Source organism: Nonomuraea sp. NPDC049378, from assembly GCF_055586745.1.
This window is the reverse complement of the sequence record NZ_JBVJHP010000012.1, coordinates 312,080-328,101: the sequence shown is the minus strand read 5'-3', so window position 1 is coordinate 328,101 and position 16,022 is coordinate 312,080. Positions and strand designations below refer to the sequence as shown.

Genomic DNA, 16,022 nt, shown 5'->3' with positions numbered 1-16,022 from the left:
TGTGTGTGAGGGGATGGTTACGATCTGGCATATGACCAGCGTGCCCCGCTAGGAGGACGGCAGCTCCAGCGGCGGCCGGGCCCGCCACCGCACGACCAGGGGCTCCAGCATGGCGGCCAGCTCCGGCATCCGTCCGGCCAGAGCCAGGGCCGCCACCACCTGGAGCAGCCGGGCGCCCTCCACGAACTCCAGCAGCGCCCGGTCCACCGGCCCGCCGCCCGCCCGCTCGTACGCCTCGACCGCGCGCGGCCCCGCACCGGCCAGGTCCCATTCGACCGGCCCCAGCGTGACGTCCTCGAAATCGCCGAACAGGTGTCCCCCGGCCGTCAGCAGCACGTTGTACGGCGGCGAGTCACCGTGCACGGCCTGCAGGCGGGCGCCGGGAAACGCACCGGGCAGGTCACGGGCCAGGGCCTCGACCACGGCGTTCTCCCGCCCGGCCCGGTCCAGGTCCGCCGCGGTCAGGATGCCGGGCCTCTCGCGCAGCTCGGCCAGTGACAGCGCCGTCCCCGGCACCAGCGGCGCCAGCACCGGCAGCTCGCCGGGGTAGCCGGCCATGAGCCGGTGCAGCTCGGCCACCCACCCGGTCTGCTCCACGAACCTGTTCTCCAGCTCGTCCGGGGGAGCGGCGGCGATGGGGTCGCGCTCGTCCACGTACTGCCAGAAGGTCAAGGACATCCCGTCGCACTCCACCGGCTCGCGCGGCACCAGAGGGCTCGGCGGCACCACGGGCGCGCCCTGGTCCGCCAGCCAGCCCACCACGGCCAGTTCCCGCCGCTGGCGGCCGGCCTGCTCGGCGGCGGACGCCAGGGCCAGGGTCGGCACGCGGACCACCACCGGATCGGGCGCCAGGTGCACCAGCACGTTGAACACGTCGTGCAGCACGCGCGGCTCCAGCGCGCGCAGCCCCAGCCGCCGCCCGGCCGAGACCGCCACCCGCATCGCGTGCTCGGCCCGCTCGCTCGGGGCATGTCCGGAATCAGCCATGCGGGTGATCATGTCCGGGACCTGGCCGGTCGTCAATCCGGCCGGCCTAGGACGCGGTCGAGCAACTGGTGCATGTGAGCGCGGAAGCGCCGCAGCAGCGCGGGGTCGCTCATGACGATCCGGTGGCCGGTTCCGTCGAGGATCCCGCTCAGCGTGAAACCGTGGATGCACCACACGATCGTGTACGTGAGCATCGGCGGGTCGGCCCCGGCCGGCTCCGCGAGCGTGGCGAAGCCGTCGACGAACTGCTGGGTCAGCGGCTGCAGGTCGTGCGCTTCGAGGTGGTCGATGTCGCTGGCGTCGGACATCCAGCGGTGCGTCCACAAGGCGGGGATCTCGGGATGTTCGGCGCAGAGGTCGATGTACGCGTCGACGAAGCGGTGCAGCGCCTCCAGCCTCCGTTCGGGCGGGCCGGTCTGCGCCTCGCGGGCCGGCGGCTCGACCCTGGCGGCGAGCGTCCGCAGGACATGCTCCATGACCTCCAGGTAGAGCCCTCTCTTGGTGGGGAAATAGCGGGTCGCTGTGGCCACGTCCACCCCGGCGGCCTCTGCCACCTGCCCCATCGACGTCGCGTCGTAGCTGAGGGCGGCGAACAGCCGGATCGCCGCCCCCAGGATCGCCTCCCGTTCGCCGGTCTCTGGAGTGCCCATGGACGCGACCCTAGGCGCGGTCCGCCGACCGGCACATCACTTGATCCGCAAGCCCGGGTAAAAGTAGCTTCCCGATCATGCTTTCGCCCGGGCAGGCCCGGATCCGATAGAAATGTTCGGTGTCGTCGAGAAACATTTCTCCCGGGCGCTGGGTCAGCACGTGGACGGCCACGCCGCAGCTCACCGAGCCGGGAGACATGCCGCCTCCGCCGTACACGAAGGACGGCCTGGTGCTGGCCGGCAGCACGCTGCGGCAGAGCGTGCGGGTGTCGGCGGGCGGGTCGCGGCTGCGGGTGCGCCTCTCCAACGCGTTCGGTGGCGCGCCGCTGCCCATCACCGCCGCCTCCGTGGCGCTGCCCGAAGGCGGGCGGGCCGGGGTGCGCACGATCCAGCCGGGGACCGCGCGGCCGGTGACGTTCTCCGGCAGGCCCTTCGCGGTCGTGCCGGTCGGGGCGCAGGTCGTGTCCGACCCGCTGGATCTCGCGCCCGCGCCCGGCTCGGTCCTCACCGTGACCCTCCACCTGGCCGACGGGCAGGCCTCCGAGGACGTCACCTCCCATCCGGGCTCCAGGACCACCTCCTACCTGGCGACGGGCGACCACGTCACCGCCGCCGACCTGCCGGGCGCGACCCCCGTCGACCACTGGTACTTCCTCAGCGCCCTGGAAGTGTGGTCCGAGCCGGGCACGGCCGCGCTCGTCCTGCTGGGAGACTCGCTGACCGACGGCAGGGGCTCCACGACCAACCACAACGACCGCTGGCCCGACCAGCTCTTCGACCGGCTGGGGGCCGCCGCGGGCGTCGCCGTCGCCAACCAGGCCGCGGGCGGCAACCGCCTGCTGGACGACGGCCTGGGTCCGAGCGGCCTGGCCCGGCTCGACCGCGACGTGCTCGCCCAGAGTGGCGTCCGGTGGTTGATCGTGCTGGCGGGCGTCAACGACATCGGCACGGCGCCGGCCACCCGCCCAGCGCAGCAGCGGGTCGCCGAGGACCTGATCGCGGCCTACGAGCAGATCATCGTCCGGGCGCACGCGCACGACATCAGCGTGTACGGCGGCACGCTCACGCCCTTCGGCGGCAACGTCCCGTACGACGACGCCCCGGGCCACCGCGAGGCTGCCAGGCGGACGGTCAACGACTGGATCCGGACCGGCGGGAGGTTCGACGCCGTGATCGACTTCGACCGGGCGGCCCGCGACCCGGCCGCGCCCCGCCGGCTTCTGGCCCGGCTCGACCTGGGCGACCACCTGCACCTCAACCCGGCCGGCCACCGGGCGCTGGCCGGCGCGGTGCTCGCCGGCCTGCTCACCGGCTAGATCTGGACGAACTCGAGGTCGAGGAGATGGGCCAGGGACCTGAGCTCGCCGGCGCGGTGGCCGGTGCCGAGAGCCCAGTGGTGTGACATGCCGGTGGCGCTCCACTCGTCGGTCCACTCGCCGGGGTCGCGGCCGAAGTCGACGCGGGAGGTGGTGTTGCCGATCTGCAGGTGGGGCCCGTCGACCGTCTCGCCCTCGGACGCGAGGAAGGCGAAGCGCCCGTCGCGGCGCTGGATGATCCCGAACGCGGTGACCGGTCCGTGCTTGACGTCGAACTCGACCGAGACGCCCCAGCCGCGCTTGCCGTGGTAGACGCCGAGGCCGCGCAGCAGCGGCTTCCTGGCGCTGATGGCGAGGTGGGCGGGCCCGTCGTGACCCATCTCGACGTGACCGCGGTGGAAGTCGAGCGCCTGGAACTCGGTGAAGGAGCCGCCCGCGCCGAGCCGGTCCATGACGAGCATGGCCAGGCTGGTGCGCAGCTCGTACTCGCCGGCGGCGGGGACGCCGCGGGCGGTGAGCAGGGACGCGCCGAGGATCATGCCGGCGCCGAGGCGCTCGTGCGTCTCGCCGTCCAGGCCGCGGTGGTAGTAGGCCAGGCTGTCCAGTTCGAAGTCGGCCACGAGCCGGTCGAGGCCGACCGAGACGCGGCAGGCCCAGTCGAGGTCGGTCTCGTTGACGGAGTCGGCGAAGTCGAAGATCTTCTCGGTCTCGGCGCGCTTGGCGGCGGCCTCGGCGTCGGTGACCTTCTCCACGCGCACCCGCAGGTCGTCGAACTCGAGCACCTCGACGTGCCCGCCGAAGTTCGCACTCACCAGCGTCAGGTCGGTGGACACGTCCAGCATGCCGGGATAGAGGTGGCCCATCAGGCCGTGCCGCCCGTGCCGCAGCGCGGCCCTGGCGGCGGCCGCCCGCACCCAGCCGCCGATGCGCTTCCAGGCCCGCTCGTCCTCCAGGTAGCCGGACACCGAGCGGAACGGGATGCCGCACCGCTGGAAGGCGTTGGCCATCTCGGGCAGCGGGCAGGCGCCGCAGTAGGCCAGCCACTGGCCGGTGTCGAATGTCGCGTGGTCCATCGACTCGGTCGGCTGCAGGTTGATCAGCAGCACGGGCGCGCCGCTGCGCTGCGCGATCGGCACCAGCATCGTGGCCGTCATGTACGTGGTCAGGAAGCCGACGATGAGGTCGCAGTCGGCGGCCCGCAACTTCTCGGCCGCGACCGCCCCCTCCTGCGCGTCGGAGATGAACCCGACGTCGACGATCTCCGCGTCCAGCTCCCTCATGCGCTCCGAGACCCGCGCCGCCGAGCGCTGGAGCTGGGGAAGGAGGTCGGGAAACTGGGGCCAGTACGCTCCCAGCCCTCCGGCCACGAGCCCTACGCGTACCTGCCTGGTGCTGGCCATGGTGCTGCCCTCCGGCGCGGCTTCACCGCGCAAAACGTTTTACCTGGATTGGCCTCATCGGGACGGTATTGTGGCGGCAGCCGATGGTCAAGGGGCCTGTTCGCGGCGTTCACACGTTTTAATCCGCAAGGTGGCGGTCGAGGAAGTCGGTGACGTCGCGGGCCAGGGTCAGCCGGTGGTCCGACAGGGCGTGGTCGGTCGGATAGAGCCGGTGCTCGAGCCCGGACACCGGATGCGCACGGTAGGCCTCGACCAGCGGATGATGATGTGTCCGCGCGGGCGTGACGCTGTCGCGGCCGGTGCCGACCAGCAGCACGGGCCGGTCGGCCAGGCGGGGCGCCAGGCCGGCCAGGCTCCATGCCTGGCCGGCCGCCTCCATCTCGGCGACCAGGGCCGCGCCGCTGGTGCCACGGAGCGGCAGCAACTCCTCGTCCCACGCGGAGGCGTGATCCGCCCGCGCGCCGGGCTCGGCCCGGCAGGCCGCCGCGGCCTTGCCCATGTCGAAGGCGGCCACCGAGACGACGGCCCGGACCGCGGGGTCGGCGGCGGCCGTCATGAGGGCGGCGAAGCCGCCGAGGCTGTGGCCCACCAACGCCAGCCGGTCGGGGTCCAGACGGTGCGCGGACGCCACGGCGTCCTCGCGCACGGCCCGGGTGACGCGGGCGGCGTCCTCCAGCACGTTGCCCCACGAATATGAGCCGCCCACGCCCCACGAGCCGCGGTAGTGGAACACCAGGGCCGCGTAGCCCGCGCGGCGCAGCGACTGCGCGAGGTCGAAGTTGCGCTCGTTGCCCGGGAACCCGTGCAGGAGCACCACGATCGGATGCGGCCCGGGGCCTGCGGGCAGGTGCAGGACGCCCAGCAGCGCGTGGCCGCCGCTGGCGAACGTCACCGCCGGTGTGCCTGCGGGAGGCGCGAGGTCGGCGGGAAGGTCGCCTGTCAGAGCGTCGGTCACGGCTGCCTCCAGTGTGATCGAACTGATCGGTTCGATCACGAATCTAGCACCCGTCTCACCGGCGGCCGGTCAGCGGCCGCTCCACTTGATCTCGTACGGCTTGAGCGTGAACCGCGTGCCGGCGACGGTCGTCGTCACCTGGCCGTCGGAGGTGTTGACCAGCAGCAGCTGCTCCGGCTGGGCCAGCACCCTGACCTTGGCGTCGGAGGAGGTGACCGCCTCCAGCTCGACCCCGGCGGGGAACCACTTCGTGAAGCCGGCCACCAGCCTGGCCGTGGGCTGCTCGGCGCCCGTGCGCGGCTCCCACAGGCAGGCCGGGCAGCTGCCCTCCTTGGCCTGCGGGTTCCAGTAGAGCGCCGTGGCGGCGCCGCTCCGCGCGAACTCGATCATCGAGGCGGCCTGTACGGCGAGCCGCTTGGGCTCGGGCCACGTGGTGCCGTCCTCCGGCACGAAGTACCACTCCGACCACCACACGGGCAGGTCGCCGGTCTTGTCGCGCAACCACTGGGTGACCGCGCTGAACTTGCTCAGCGCACCGAACTCGTCAGGCAGCAGCTCGTGGGCGTCGGTCACCGACGCGCCGTCGACCACGACGAAGTCGGCGCCCTTCTTGTGCTCGAACCAGTACGTGAAGGCGTCGAGGACGTGCTGGTTGACGACGCCCCACTCGCCGCGCAGCTCGGTGTCGCCGCCCTTGTTGCTGTCGAAGCCGAGGTAGGGGCCGCCGATCTGAGCGTCGGGCCGCGCCGCCTTCACCGCGTCGTACACCTTGTTGTACAGCTCGGTGTACCCCTTGTAGTCGGCGGGCTTGGAGTGGTCCTTCCAGAAGCCCTTGAACTCGTTCCACACCATGAAGTACTTGACGTCCTTGTACCGCGTGGCGACGGCCGCCGACAGCTTGGCGAAGTCGTCGAAGTGCTCGGGATAGGGGGCGTCCTCCAGGTGCTCGGCCCAGCCCTCCTCCGACGTCGGGCCCTCGGGGCCGCCCTTCATCCAGTCGGGAGCGCAGCAGAGCGTGATGACCGGCGTGGCGCCCGACTGCCTCATGAGGTTCATCCGGCTGTCGAGGTCTTCCCAGACGTACCGCCCGGGGTGCGGCTCGGGGTTGAAGGCCCCGAAGCCCATGATGTGCTGGTTCTGCAGCATCGGGGTCTTGGCGAACCGGCCGGCCACCCGCTGCTCGAACTCCCGGGTGATGTTGTTGGCGCTGACGCCGGTGTGCGTGAACCCCCAGCGCGGCCAGCCGTCCTCCACCTGCGGCGGCTTCCCGGCCAGGCCGCTCGCGCCCGGCGACGCCTGGGGCGCGGCGGTGGTCTTCTGCACGGTGGGAGGCCGCTGCTGCGGGGACTGGCCCAGCAACGAGCAGCTCGTGACGGCCAGAGCCACGGCCATGGCGGTCGCCGCCGAGGCGGCCGCCCGCCCGAGCCGCCGCCTCATCCCTTGACGGTCACCCGAAGTCACCCGAGCCTCACCGATCCTCCCGTCGACATGCCGCCAGTAGCGTTCCACGGGCTGGGGAGGCGGGGCGCATCGAGCGCCTGGTTCACAGTCAATCGTTATCGTTCGGCGTCTTTCCGCGACGCGGGTCTCACGAGCCGCGGCGGTGCAGCAGCAACATCGCGGCGTCGTCGAGCAGCGGCCCGCCCACGTGCTCCACCAGGTCGGCCCGCAGCGCGTCCAGCGCGGCCTGCGGGTCGGTGAGCGTCAGGAGCCCGGCGCGGTCGGTGAGCGGGTAGAACTGGCCGGCCGTGTCCCTGGCCTCGATGACGCCGTCGGTGACGAACAGGATGCGGTCGCCCTCCCCGAACGGGATGCGCTGGGGCTTGGCCGCCGCGGCGTCGAGGGCGCCGAGGCCCAGCGGCAGCCCCTGCTCGGGCGGCTCCATCGTGGAGCAGGTGCCGTCGGGCCTGATGAGCATCGGCGGCGGATGGCCGAAGTGCACCAGCGTCATCTCGCCCTCGTGCACCTCGGCGACGGTCGCCGTGACGAACTGCTCGTCGTCCAGGTGCCGGGTCAGGCTGACCTCCAGCCGCTCGCCGATGTCGGTCAGCTCGGCCTCGTCATAGGCGGCCTCGCGGAAGGCGCCGAGCACCCAGGCGGCCGTCTCGACCGCGGCCAGGCCCTTGCCCTGGACGTCGCCGATCAGCAGGCGAACGCCGTGCGGCGTCGTGACGACCTCGTACAGGTCGCCGCCGATCTGGGCCTCGGCCGCCGCCGAGGTGTAGGAGAGCGCCACCTGCAGATCTCCCGCCCGCCGCGGCACCGGCCGCAGCAGCACCCGCTGGGCGACCTCGGCGACCTGCTTGACGCTGGCCAGCTCGCGCTCGCGCTCCAGCCGCAGGTGGGCGGCCAGCATGCTGGCCGCGGTCACGCCCGCGATGCTGACGACCGTGAGGTTGTTCTGCCAGTGGAGCACCAGGTCGTTGTAGGACGCCAGGAACAGGCAGATGGCCAGCGCCACCGCGCCCACCGCGGAGGTCCGCCGCACCCCGCCCGACAACGAGGCGAAGGCCGGGCCCAGCGTGAGCAGCGGCAGGAAGATGAGCGTCGGGCCCGCCAGCACGTCGAGGACGGCGACGCAGAACATGACGGCGAAGGGCAACCACCGCAGAGCCCGCAGGGATCTCATCTGCCCCCTCGCGTCGCCATGTGCGTGTCTCGCACGGCCCACTGTCAGCCCACCGATCCCGGTCAACGAAAAATGAAACATCAATGATTGGCCATATACAAGCATGGCTCAACGCATGTCGGTTGCGGGCCGCGCGGGACGGCGTCGTACGGGTGAGGTTCCACGGAGACGCGACGAAACAGACATGAGGGACGCTTCCGACACCTGCTGGACCAGCGGAACTCCGGCCGGGTACAGATCGTTGGGTCAGCGGCACACAACCGATCTTGCACAGGGAGAACAGAGTCGTGGTCTTCAAACGGATGCTGGGTGCTTTCGGCGTCGGCGCGCCCTCGGTGGACACCGTCCTGTCCACCGCCCGGGCCCGGCCGGGCGGCACGCTGGAAGGGGAGGTACGGCTCAAAGGCGGCGACTTCGACGCCGAGATCGAGCACATCACGCTCGGGCTGGTGGCCCGGGTCGAGATCGAGCACGGCGACGGCGAGCAGGCGGGGCTCGGCGAGTTCTCCCGCACCGAGGTCTCCGGTCCTTTCACGCTGGCCAAGGGCGAGGAGCGGGTCCTCGGTTTCGCGTTCCCCGTGCCGTGGGAGACGCCGATCAGCGAGATCGGCGGGCAGCCGCTGACCGGCATGGCCGTGGGAGTGCGCACGGAACTGGCCATCGCCAAGGCCGTCGACAAGGGCGACCTCGACATGGTGGCGGTCGAGCCGCTGCCCTCGCAGCTGCGCATCCTGGAGGCGTTCCTGCAGCTCGGCTTCGGCTTCAAGTCGGCCGACCTGGAGGCGGGGCAGCTTCACGGGGTGCGGCAGGAGCTGCCGTTCTACCAGGAGATCGAGTTCTACGCGTCCGGCCCCTACTCCGGGGTGGTCCGCGAGGTCGAGGTGACCTTCGTGGCCGACCCGGCGGGGCTGCAGGTCGTGCTGGAGGCCGACAAGCGCGCAGGCCACTACTCCTCCAGCGACGCCATCGGCCGTTTCCACGTCAGCCACGACGACGCCCTCGTCACCGACTGGGCGGGCGAGCTGGGCCGCTGGCTCGACAGCCTGTCCCAGTACGCCGGGCACGGCGGTCACCATGAGCACTACGGCCACCACGAGGGACACCACGGCGGGCACCACGGGCACCACAGCGGGCCCGGCCTGGGCATGGTCGCCGCGGCCGGCGCGGCGGGCGTCGTCGGCGGTCTCGTGGCGGGCGAGGTCGTGGAGGAGGTCGTCGAGGAGTTCTTCGAGGGCGACGAGGAGGAGGGCGGCGACTGGTGACCCGCCGCTGAAACACGCGCCGCCGCCTGGCCGGTCAGGGGTCGACGGGCAGGCGGCGGGCGGCGACGCCGGCCCAGCCGAGGCCGAGCGCGGTGAGCACTAACACACCCCCGGCGCCCGCGCCGGCCGCCACGAGCCCGGCGGCGCCGGCTCGGCCAGCCACGACATGGTCAGCGGCTGCCCCACGCCGAGCCCGAACCCCAGGACGACCAGCACCGGCGCGAGCAGCCACAGCGGCATCGGCAGGGGGTGAGCAGCATGGCGACGGCCGCCAGCACCACGCAGCTCGTCACCAGCGCGTGCGCGAGCCCAGGACCACCACTTGGCGGTCCGGGCCCGTGTGCACGAGCGTGCTGGTGCGCGGCATGCTGGTCATCGTGGTCCGGCTCCTGCTCGGCGTGAGGGCTGGTCAGCCGTCGCCGGGGCGGCAGGAGCGGTCAGAACTGTGACGGTGCTTTGTTCGCGGCAAGGCCCCTATCGAGACACGCTCCGACGCCCCGGTGACAGCGAGCACCACTTCGAAACCCCGGCCGACAGATCCAAGCCAAGACACCATAGTCTGTTCTCGCGCGAGTCAAGCCAGGGCTCGAAGCGGCACACCACCATCCTCACAGTTCTCGCGGATGATCTTTGTGGAGAGCTGGTGGTGGAATCCACGGCGCGCGTCGGTGACCTTGGCGTGCTGGCGGGCGACCTTCGTGCGAGCCTTGCCCCGGTTGGCTGATCTTTTCTGTTTGCGCGACAGATCCCGCTGGAGTTTCTTGAGCTTCTTCTCTGCCCGGCGCAGGAACCGGGGCGAGTCGATCTTCCGGCCGTCGGACAGGACGGCGAAATGCCCGAGCCCGAGATCGATCCCGGTCTCCGCGCCGGTGGCGGGCAGGACTGTCTCGGCGACCTGGATCACGAACGAGGCGAAGTGCCGGCCTGCCGCGTCTTTGATCACGGTCACGCTGGATGGCGGTGAGGGCAGTTCCCGCGACCAGCGCACCGCCACGTCCCCGATCTTCGGCAGGCGCAGCTTGCCCTGCCCGGTGATGGAGAAGCGGGCGTTCTTGGTGAAGCGGATCGCCTGCCGGTTGTCCTTATGCGACCGGAACCGGGGCGGTGCGATCTTCGGGCCCGGCCGCATGGGCGGAGTTACGCATGCGCAGCGCGTCGTTGAACACCACGCGGGCGCACCCGAACGCCCGCGCCAGCGCGATCTGCTGGGCCGGTGTCGGGTCGATCCGGTAGGAGTACCGCAACTGCACCCGGCCAGAATACAGTTGGTTTATGGCCGAGGACAGCGAGATTAGGACCGGCAGTCACTGCGTTTTCGTTCTACATGCTCATTTGGTTTCGTGACGAAGTTCCGGCATCGAGTCTTCACCGGCACTCATCTGACCCGCATGGAAGAGATCACGAGATCGGTGTGCGCCGACTTCGAGACCGAGCTACGCGAGTTCAACGGGGGGCACGACCACGTCCACCTGCTGGTGAACTTCCCGCCCAAGATCGCCCTGTCGAAACTGGTCAACTCGCTGAAGGGGAGTCTCCTCCCGGCGGATGCGCCAGGAGTTTCCCGAACTGGCCGCCCACTATTACCGGGCGAACAAGCTGTGGTCGGGCTCGTACTTCGCTGGGAGCGTGGGCGGCGCTCCGATCAGTGTCCTGCGCCAGTCCATCGAGCAGCAAACCCGTCCCCTTTGAACCACAAGACGCCGGTCCGCCTGGCGGCGAACCGGGCTATTCCTGCACCGCTACGCGGTACGAACGCGGCGTCGTGGCCGCCGCGCCCGGTGGTGTTGGCCACCAGCGCCTGCTGCGCGATGACGCAGCCCAGATGGCCGGTGCCGAGCGGGCCGTACTCGGCCGCCGGTTCGCGCATCGCCGTCGGGCCTGGGTCCATGGGAACGTTATAACCTCTATGCGCACCTCGCCCTCTTGGTACAAGGCCACTTCATCACCCTTGGGCATGACATGTGTGGTTATAGAGGGAGAGAAGCGTCGCAGGTTATAACCTGTGAGCAGAATTGACCTCAACTCGACTTGAGGTCCTACCGTGGCCGGCATGAAGGAGATTGCCCCCGCACAGGCGGGCTGGCGGGAATGGACCGGCCTGACCGTGCTCATCCTCCCCACCCTGCTGCTGTCGATCGACATATCCGTCCTGCACCTGGCCGTGCCGGCGCTGACCGAGGATCTGCGGCCGACCGGCTCGGAGCTGTTGTGGATCTCCGATATCTACGGGTTCCTCATCGCTGGTTTCCTCATCACGATGGGCACGCTCGGCGACCGCGTCGGGCGCAGGAAGATCCTGCTGATCGGCGGCGCCGCGTTCGCGGGTGCCTCGGCGCTCGCGGCGTACGCGCCGACGGCGGAGGCGCTGATCGTGGCCAGGGGCCTGCTCGGCGTCGCCGGCGCCACGCTGATGCCGTCCACGCTGTCGTTGATCAGCAACATGTTCCGGGATCCGGGGCAGCGTACCCGGGCCATCAGCCTGTGGATGACCGGGTTCATCGGCGGCATGGTGATCGGGCCGCTGGTCGGCGGCGTGCTGCTGGAACACTTCTGGTGGGGGTCGGTCTTCCTGGTGAACGTGCCCGTCATGGTGGTGCTGCTGGTGGCCGGGCCGCTCCTGCTGCCTGAATACCGCAACCCTGGCTCGGGCCGCATCGACCTGGTGAGCGTGGTGCTCTCGATGGCCGCGGTGCTGCCCGCCATCTACGGCGTGAAGGAGCTCGCCGCCGGCGGGCTCGGCTGGGGCCCGGCGGCCGGCATCGTGTCGGGACTGGCCCTGGGGGTCGTGTTCATCCGGCGCCAGCGGCTGCTCGCCGACCCGCTCCTCGATCTGAAGCTGTTCGGCGACCGCAAGTTCAGCGCGTCCCTCGGCACGCTCATGCTGGTCACCATGATCGGCCCGGGGCTGGGTCTGCTCGCCGGCCAGTACCTGCAGCTGGTCGAGGAGCTGTCCCCGCTCGAGGCCGGGCTCTGGATGTTGCCCATGAGCGCCACGGTGATCGTCGGCTTCGCCGTCACCCCGGTGCTGGCCCGCCGGTTCCGCCCGGCCCACGTCATCGCGGGCGGGCTGGCGGTCGGCGTGCTCGGCATGCTCCTGTTCACCCAGGCGGGCAGCTCCAGCGGGCTGGCGTACGTCGTGATCGGGCAGTCGATGTTCTTCGCCGGCAGCTCCCCGCTGATGGTGCTCGGCATCGACATGGTGGTCGGCGCCGCCCCGCCGGAACGGTCCGGCTCCGCTTCGGCGCTCTCCGAGACCGGGCAGGAGTTCTCCGCCGCGCTCGGGCTCGCCGTGCTCGGCAGCCTCGCCACGATCGTCTACCGGGCGAGCCTGTCCGTACCGGAGGGGACGCCGGAAGCGGCCGCGGACGCCGCCCGCGACACCCTCGGCGGGGCTGTCGGAGCCGCCGCGGACCAGCCCGCGGGGGTCGCCGCCGAACTGCTCGCGACGGCCAGGAGCGCGTTCTCCGACGGGCTGGCCGCCGCCGGGGCCGCGAGCGCCGTGATCATGCTGGCGGCCGCGGTGCTCGCGGTCACGTCGCTGCGTCGCGTCCCGCCGATCGGCTCCGCCCCTCCCACGCCGGAGGTCGAGCACGCGGCCAGATGACCGGCCTGGTCGGCCCGCCTCCTGCGCGTGCGCTGACCTGCCGCTTCATGGTGTAACCGGACTGTAAGTCAGGAGAAAGCGGCAGGAATAGGTTGATGTGCACCTGATCGAGTTCCCCGACTTCAAGGAGTCCGACGTAACCAGCACCGCTGTGTGGAGCGAACTGCGCATGACCTCCGCGCCCCAGCTGTCCATCTCGATCTCACCGCACCTCACCGCCCTGGCGATGATCTCCGACGCGCTCGCCGGACGCCGCCGCGGCCTGCCGGAGCTCTGGCGCAAGACGATCAGAGCGCGTGTCCGGCCGCAGGGACACCAGGCCGTACGGCCGCTCGCCGCCCCCGGCTACTCGGTGGTCCCCGACAGCCTCGTGCCCCGTACGCCCACCGGCGGCGACGTCTCGGTGCAGGACCAGATCGACACCCTGCGCGACCTCCCGCGCGACGCCCTGATCAAGGACCTGGAGCAGGCATTCGGCGACAGGCCGCTGCCGGCCCACTGGCGTCCCGCGGCCGAGCGGCCGGACCGCTGGCTGCACGGCTACGCCGGCGCCCTCGCCGACGTCTGGGACACCACGGAACCGCTGTGGCGCCGCGCCCGCCCCCTGCTGGACCGGGAGATCCGGCGGGTCGGCGTCGCCTCCGTCCGCGGCGGCCCGGAACTGCTGCTCGGCGCGCTCAACCACCGCATCACGTACGGCGAGCGCGGGCTGCTCATCGCCGACGTCGAGTCCAGCACGTACGAGCTGGGCGACAGGAAGATCGTCCTGGTGCCCATGCTGGCCGGCAAGGACGCGGTCATCGTCAGCCTGGACAACGAGGACGCGGTGTGGATCGCCTACCCGGTGCCCGGAGCGGACCAGCTCTGGCACCGGCCCGCGGGAACGGCGCACGGCGAGTTGTCGGCGCTGATGGGGCCGGTCCGCGCGGACCTGCTCTGCGCGATCGGGCAGCCCATGACCATGAGCATGCTGGCCGGCGACATGCAGGTGGCGCCCAGCAGCATCACGTACCACTGCGACCGGCTCATCGCCGCCCAGCTCATCAGCAGGGAGCGGCGCGGACGCGAGGTGTGGATCGCCCGCACCCCCCGCGCCGAGGAGCTGCTGGACATCTTCCGCCGCTGAGGGGCGGGAACGACGGAGAGCGCGCCGGGGAGCCCGGCGCGCTCTCCGTCCGCGCGTGCCAGCCGGCCTGGCCGAACTGGTAGAGCAGCGGGCCGTCGAGCTTCCAACCCGGCTCGTTCGCCAGAGATGGAGTAGAGCGGCGTCCGCGTGACCGCGACCCCGGCGCACAGCGTGGCACCGAGCGCCACCGCGAGCCCCAGGCCGGCGGGACGGGTCAGGCGGCCGAACGACAAGGTCATGAGAAGGTTCCCTCCGATGCGCTGACAAGTCCGCGACAAGTAGCAGGGCACCGGGAGGGAACCAGGTCACTTCGGCTTACGTGCACGTGTTTCCGTGACGCCTAGAACGTCACCAGCGGGTCCCCGATGAAGTCGGCGATGAAGTTGACGAAGAAGAACCCGAAGAACAGGAAGTTCAGCACGAGGATCACGTAGTGCCACGGCCGCGGGCGGGCCGGGCGCGGCAGCTTGCTGTTCAGGTACATCAGCAGGAACGGATAGAGCAGCGCGCCCAGGTTCGACATGTTGGCCGACCACTCCACCAGGGCCACCGGCAGCGACTGGAAGATGATGACCGAGATGACGATCAGCAGCAGAATCATGAACGGGTAGTAGAAGCGCCGCGGGTCGCCCTGGATGAGGGCGCGCAGGCGCGGGCTCGTGGCGTTGGCCGCGTCCGTCGTGACCCGGACCATCGCCTCGAAGATCCCGAGCTGCGTCGAGAACAGCACCAGCACGCCCAGCAGCAGCCCGATGAAGAAGACCGCCTGGCCGTACTCCGCGCCCAGCACGGAGGCCACGAACGTCGGTACGTTCTCCCGCGTCGGCTTCTCGCCCGACATCGTGACGGCGTGCGACATGAGGATCGTGGGCAGCAGCATGCCGAGGATGGCGCCGACGAAGAACACGCCCCACATGTCGACCATCAGCAGCCGGTACCACCTGCGCCACAGTCCCCGGTTGCGTTCGTCGTCGGGGAACGTGACGCCGCTGGCCAGGATCTCGCGCCGATCGCCGCGCAGGCCGGAGATGAAGCCGACCCGGTGGCCCATGCCGTAGCCCTTGTCGCGGTAGTGGCCCATGACGTACCAGTTGAGGCCGGAGGCCAGCGCGGTGAACCCGGCCAGGCCGCCGAGCTGCGTGGCGGTGATCCCCGCGGGTGGCGCGGCCGGGGTGATGAAACCGAGGATGCCCTCCCACCACTGGCTGAACGGCACCACGAGCAGGTCCACGGCCAGCAGGGCGAGCAGGATCGAGCCGACCATCACCCAGTTCGCCAGCTCCAGCACGCGGCTGATCCGGCGGGCCAGCGCGGTGATGACGAACACCAGCACCAGCAGGGCGACGGCCCACCAGCGCGGCTCCAGCTCCCCGGCGGGCGGCGGCGCACCGTGGATCAGCGCGTACACGCCGTCCCCCGCCGACGAGGCCCAGCCGCCCGCGATGAACGCGAAGATCACGATCACCACCGAGAGCGGCACCCAGAGGGGCCACCCCGGCGGCACCCGGCCCCAGCCGACGACCGGCGTCTCACCCGTCGCGAGGATGTACCGGGAGCATTCGACGTTGTAGAACGTCTGCAGCAGCGCCGAGACCAGGATCACCCAGCCGACGCCGATGAAGCCGTACTGGCCCACGCTCAGGGGCCCGAGCAGCCACTCGCCGCTGCCGATCGAGATGCCGAGAGCGATCAGGCTCGGGCCGACGGCGTACTTGAAGAGTTCCTTGGGGCCGATCCTGGAGACCTTGAAGACCTCCTCGGGCGTGGGCAGGTCGGTGATTTCGAGATCCGGGCGGCTGACTCCGAGTGGGTGCGACATCTCACTGCCTCCTGCGTTCACAGTGATCCCGAACCACGGCCGCAGCAAGGCCCAATCATGCGGACGGAGCGCGCCCGCGGCGGGCCGGGACGGGGCACTCCGGCGGGTACCGGACGCCGCCGCATGAGCGTCGATCTTGTCCCGAGACATCCGGCAAAGCGGTGAGACGTTCCTCGCGTGGCGTTACACGACGTTACGAGAGCGACTACTTAGAGTGATTAATGCTTGTCACTTCGTGATAACAGGGGGAGAACGTGAGAAGTAAGCTCATAGC

The 16,022-nt window shown here is 70.8% G+C and carries 13 protein-coding genes and 2 pseudogenes; 5 read left to right on the top strand and 10 right to left on the bottom strand.

Going from position 1 to position 16,022, the window contains the following annotated elements; all coding sequences use genetic code 11:
- Positions 1-48: 48 nt before the first annotated feature.
- Positions 49-987, bottom strand: coding sequence for an aminoglycoside phosphotransferase family protein (locus ACZ6SA_RS26930; protein WP_347643967.1), 939 nt, complete (start codon positions 985-987; stop codon positions 49-51).
- 32 nt (positions 988-1,019) lie between these two features.
- Entirely contained in the window at positions 1,020-1,637 is a 618-nt protein-coding gene (locus ACZ6SA_RS26925) for a TetR/AcrR family transcriptional regulator (protein WP_347643966.1), read from the bottom strand.
- 119 nt (positions 1,638-1,756) lie between these two features.
- Between ACZ6SA_RS26925 and ACZ6SA_RS26920 the strand changes: the two genes are divergently transcribed.
- Complete coding sequence (locus ACZ6SA_RS26920) at positions 1,757-2,953, top strand: SGNH/GDSL hydrolase family protein (RefSeq protein WP_465831144.1); 1,197 nt, start codon at positions 1,757-1,759, stop codon at positions 2,951-2,953.
- Here the strand turns inward: ACZ6SA_RS26920 and ACZ6SA_RS26915 are convergent.
- From ACZ6SA_RS26915 to ACZ6SA_RS26900, 4 genes are all read right to left on the bottom strand, one after another.
- A complete protein-coding gene (locus ACZ6SA_RS26915) occupies positions 2,950-4,386 on the bottom strand; it encodes an arabinose isomerase (RefSeq protein ID WP_465831142.1) in 1,437 nt (478 codons plus the stop codon). The two genes, ACZ6SA_RS26920 and ACZ6SA_RS26915, sit on opposite strands and share 4 nt — an antisense overlap.
- 85 nt (positions 4,387-4,471) lie before the next feature.
- The gene (locus ACZ6SA_RS26910; RefSeq protein ID WP_465831140.1) at positions 4,472-5,308 is read right to left on the bottom strand and encodes an alpha/beta hydrolase family protein; all 837 of its coding nucleotides are present in this window, start codon (positions 5,306-5,308) and stop codon (positions 4,472-4,474) included.
- A gap of 69 nt (positions 5,309-5,377) precedes the next feature.
- Complete coding sequence (locus tag ACZ6SA_RS26905) at positions 5,378-6,745, bottom strand: GH39 family glycosyl hydrolase (RefSeq protein ID WP_347643962.1); 1,368 nt, start codon at positions 6,743-6,745, stop codon at positions 5,378-5,380.
- Between the two features lie 151 nt (positions 6,746-6,896).
- Entirely contained in the window at positions 6,897-7,937 is a 1,041-nt protein-coding gene (locus ACZ6SA_RS26900) for a PP2C family protein-serine/threonine phosphatase (RefSeq protein ID WP_347643961.1), read from the bottom strand.
- Positions 7,938-8,224: 287 nt separating this feature from the next.
- Between ACZ6SA_RS26900 and ACZ6SA_RS26895 the strand changes: the two genes are divergently transcribed.
- Complete coding sequence (locus tag ACZ6SA_RS26895; protein WP_465831138.1) at positions 8,225-9,199, top strand: sporulation protein; 975 nt, start codon at positions 8,225-8,227, stop codon at positions 9,197-9,199.
- 99 nt (positions 9,200-9,298) lie between these two features.
- Here the strand turns inward: ACZ6SA_RS26895 and ACZ6SA_RS26890 are convergent, their stop codons facing one another.
- Entirely contained in the window at positions 9,299-9,439 is a 141-nt protein-coding gene (locus ACZ6SA_RS26890) for a hypothetical protein (RefSeq protein WP_465831136.1), read from the bottom strand.
- Positions 9,440-9,812: 373 nt separating this feature from the next.
- A pseudogene (locus tag ACZ6SA_RS26885) lies at positions 9,813-10,449 on the bottom strand (RNA-guided endonuclease InsQ/TnpB family protein); the annotation flags it as partial.
- A gap of 22 nt (positions 10,450-10,471) precedes the next feature.
- Here ACZ6SA_RS26885 and tnpA point away from each other — a divergent pair.
- Positions 10,472-10,888, top strand: a pseudogene (gene tnpA, locus ACZ6SA_RS26880) (IS200/IS605 family transposase).
- Here tnpA and ACZ6SA_RS26875 read toward each other — a convergent pair.
- Positions 10,842-11,087, bottom strand: coding sequence for a hypothetical protein (locus ACZ6SA_RS26875; protein WP_347644359.1), 246 nt, complete (start codon positions 11,085-11,087; stop codon positions 10,842-10,844). The pseudogene tnpA and the gene ACZ6SA_RS26875 overlap by 47 nt on opposite strands.
- Before the next feature lie 162 nt (positions 11,088-11,249).
- On the opposite strand from ACZ6SA_RS26875, the gene ACZ6SA_RS26870 reads away from it, so the two are divergent.
- Both ACZ6SA_RS26870 and ACZ6SA_RS26865 read left to right on the top strand, forming a co-directional pair.
- Positions 11,250-12,803 carry an MFS transporter gene (locus tag ACZ6SA_RS26870; protein ID WP_347643956.1) on the top strand — a complete coding sequence of 518 codons (1,554 nt, stop codon included), beginning with the start codon at positions 11,250-11,252 and terminating at the stop codon, positions 12,801-12,803.
- A gap of 97 nt (positions 12,804-12,900) precedes the next feature.
- On the top strand, positions 12,901-13,929 hold the full coding sequence (locus ACZ6SA_RS26865) for an ArsR/SmtB family transcription factor (RefSeq protein ID WP_465831134.1): 1,029 nt from the start codon (positions 12,901-12,903) through the stop codon (positions 13,927-13,929).
- 340 nt (positions 13,930-14,269) lie between these two features.
- Here ACZ6SA_RS26865 and ACZ6SA_RS26860 read toward each other — a convergent pair whose 3' ends face one another.
- Complete coding sequence (locus ACZ6SA_RS26860; protein WP_443154006.1) at positions 14,270-15,748, bottom strand: Nramp family divalent metal transporter; 1,479 nt, start codon at positions 15,746-15,748, stop codon at positions 14,270-14,272.
- Positions 15,749-16,022: the final 274 nt, after the last annotated feature.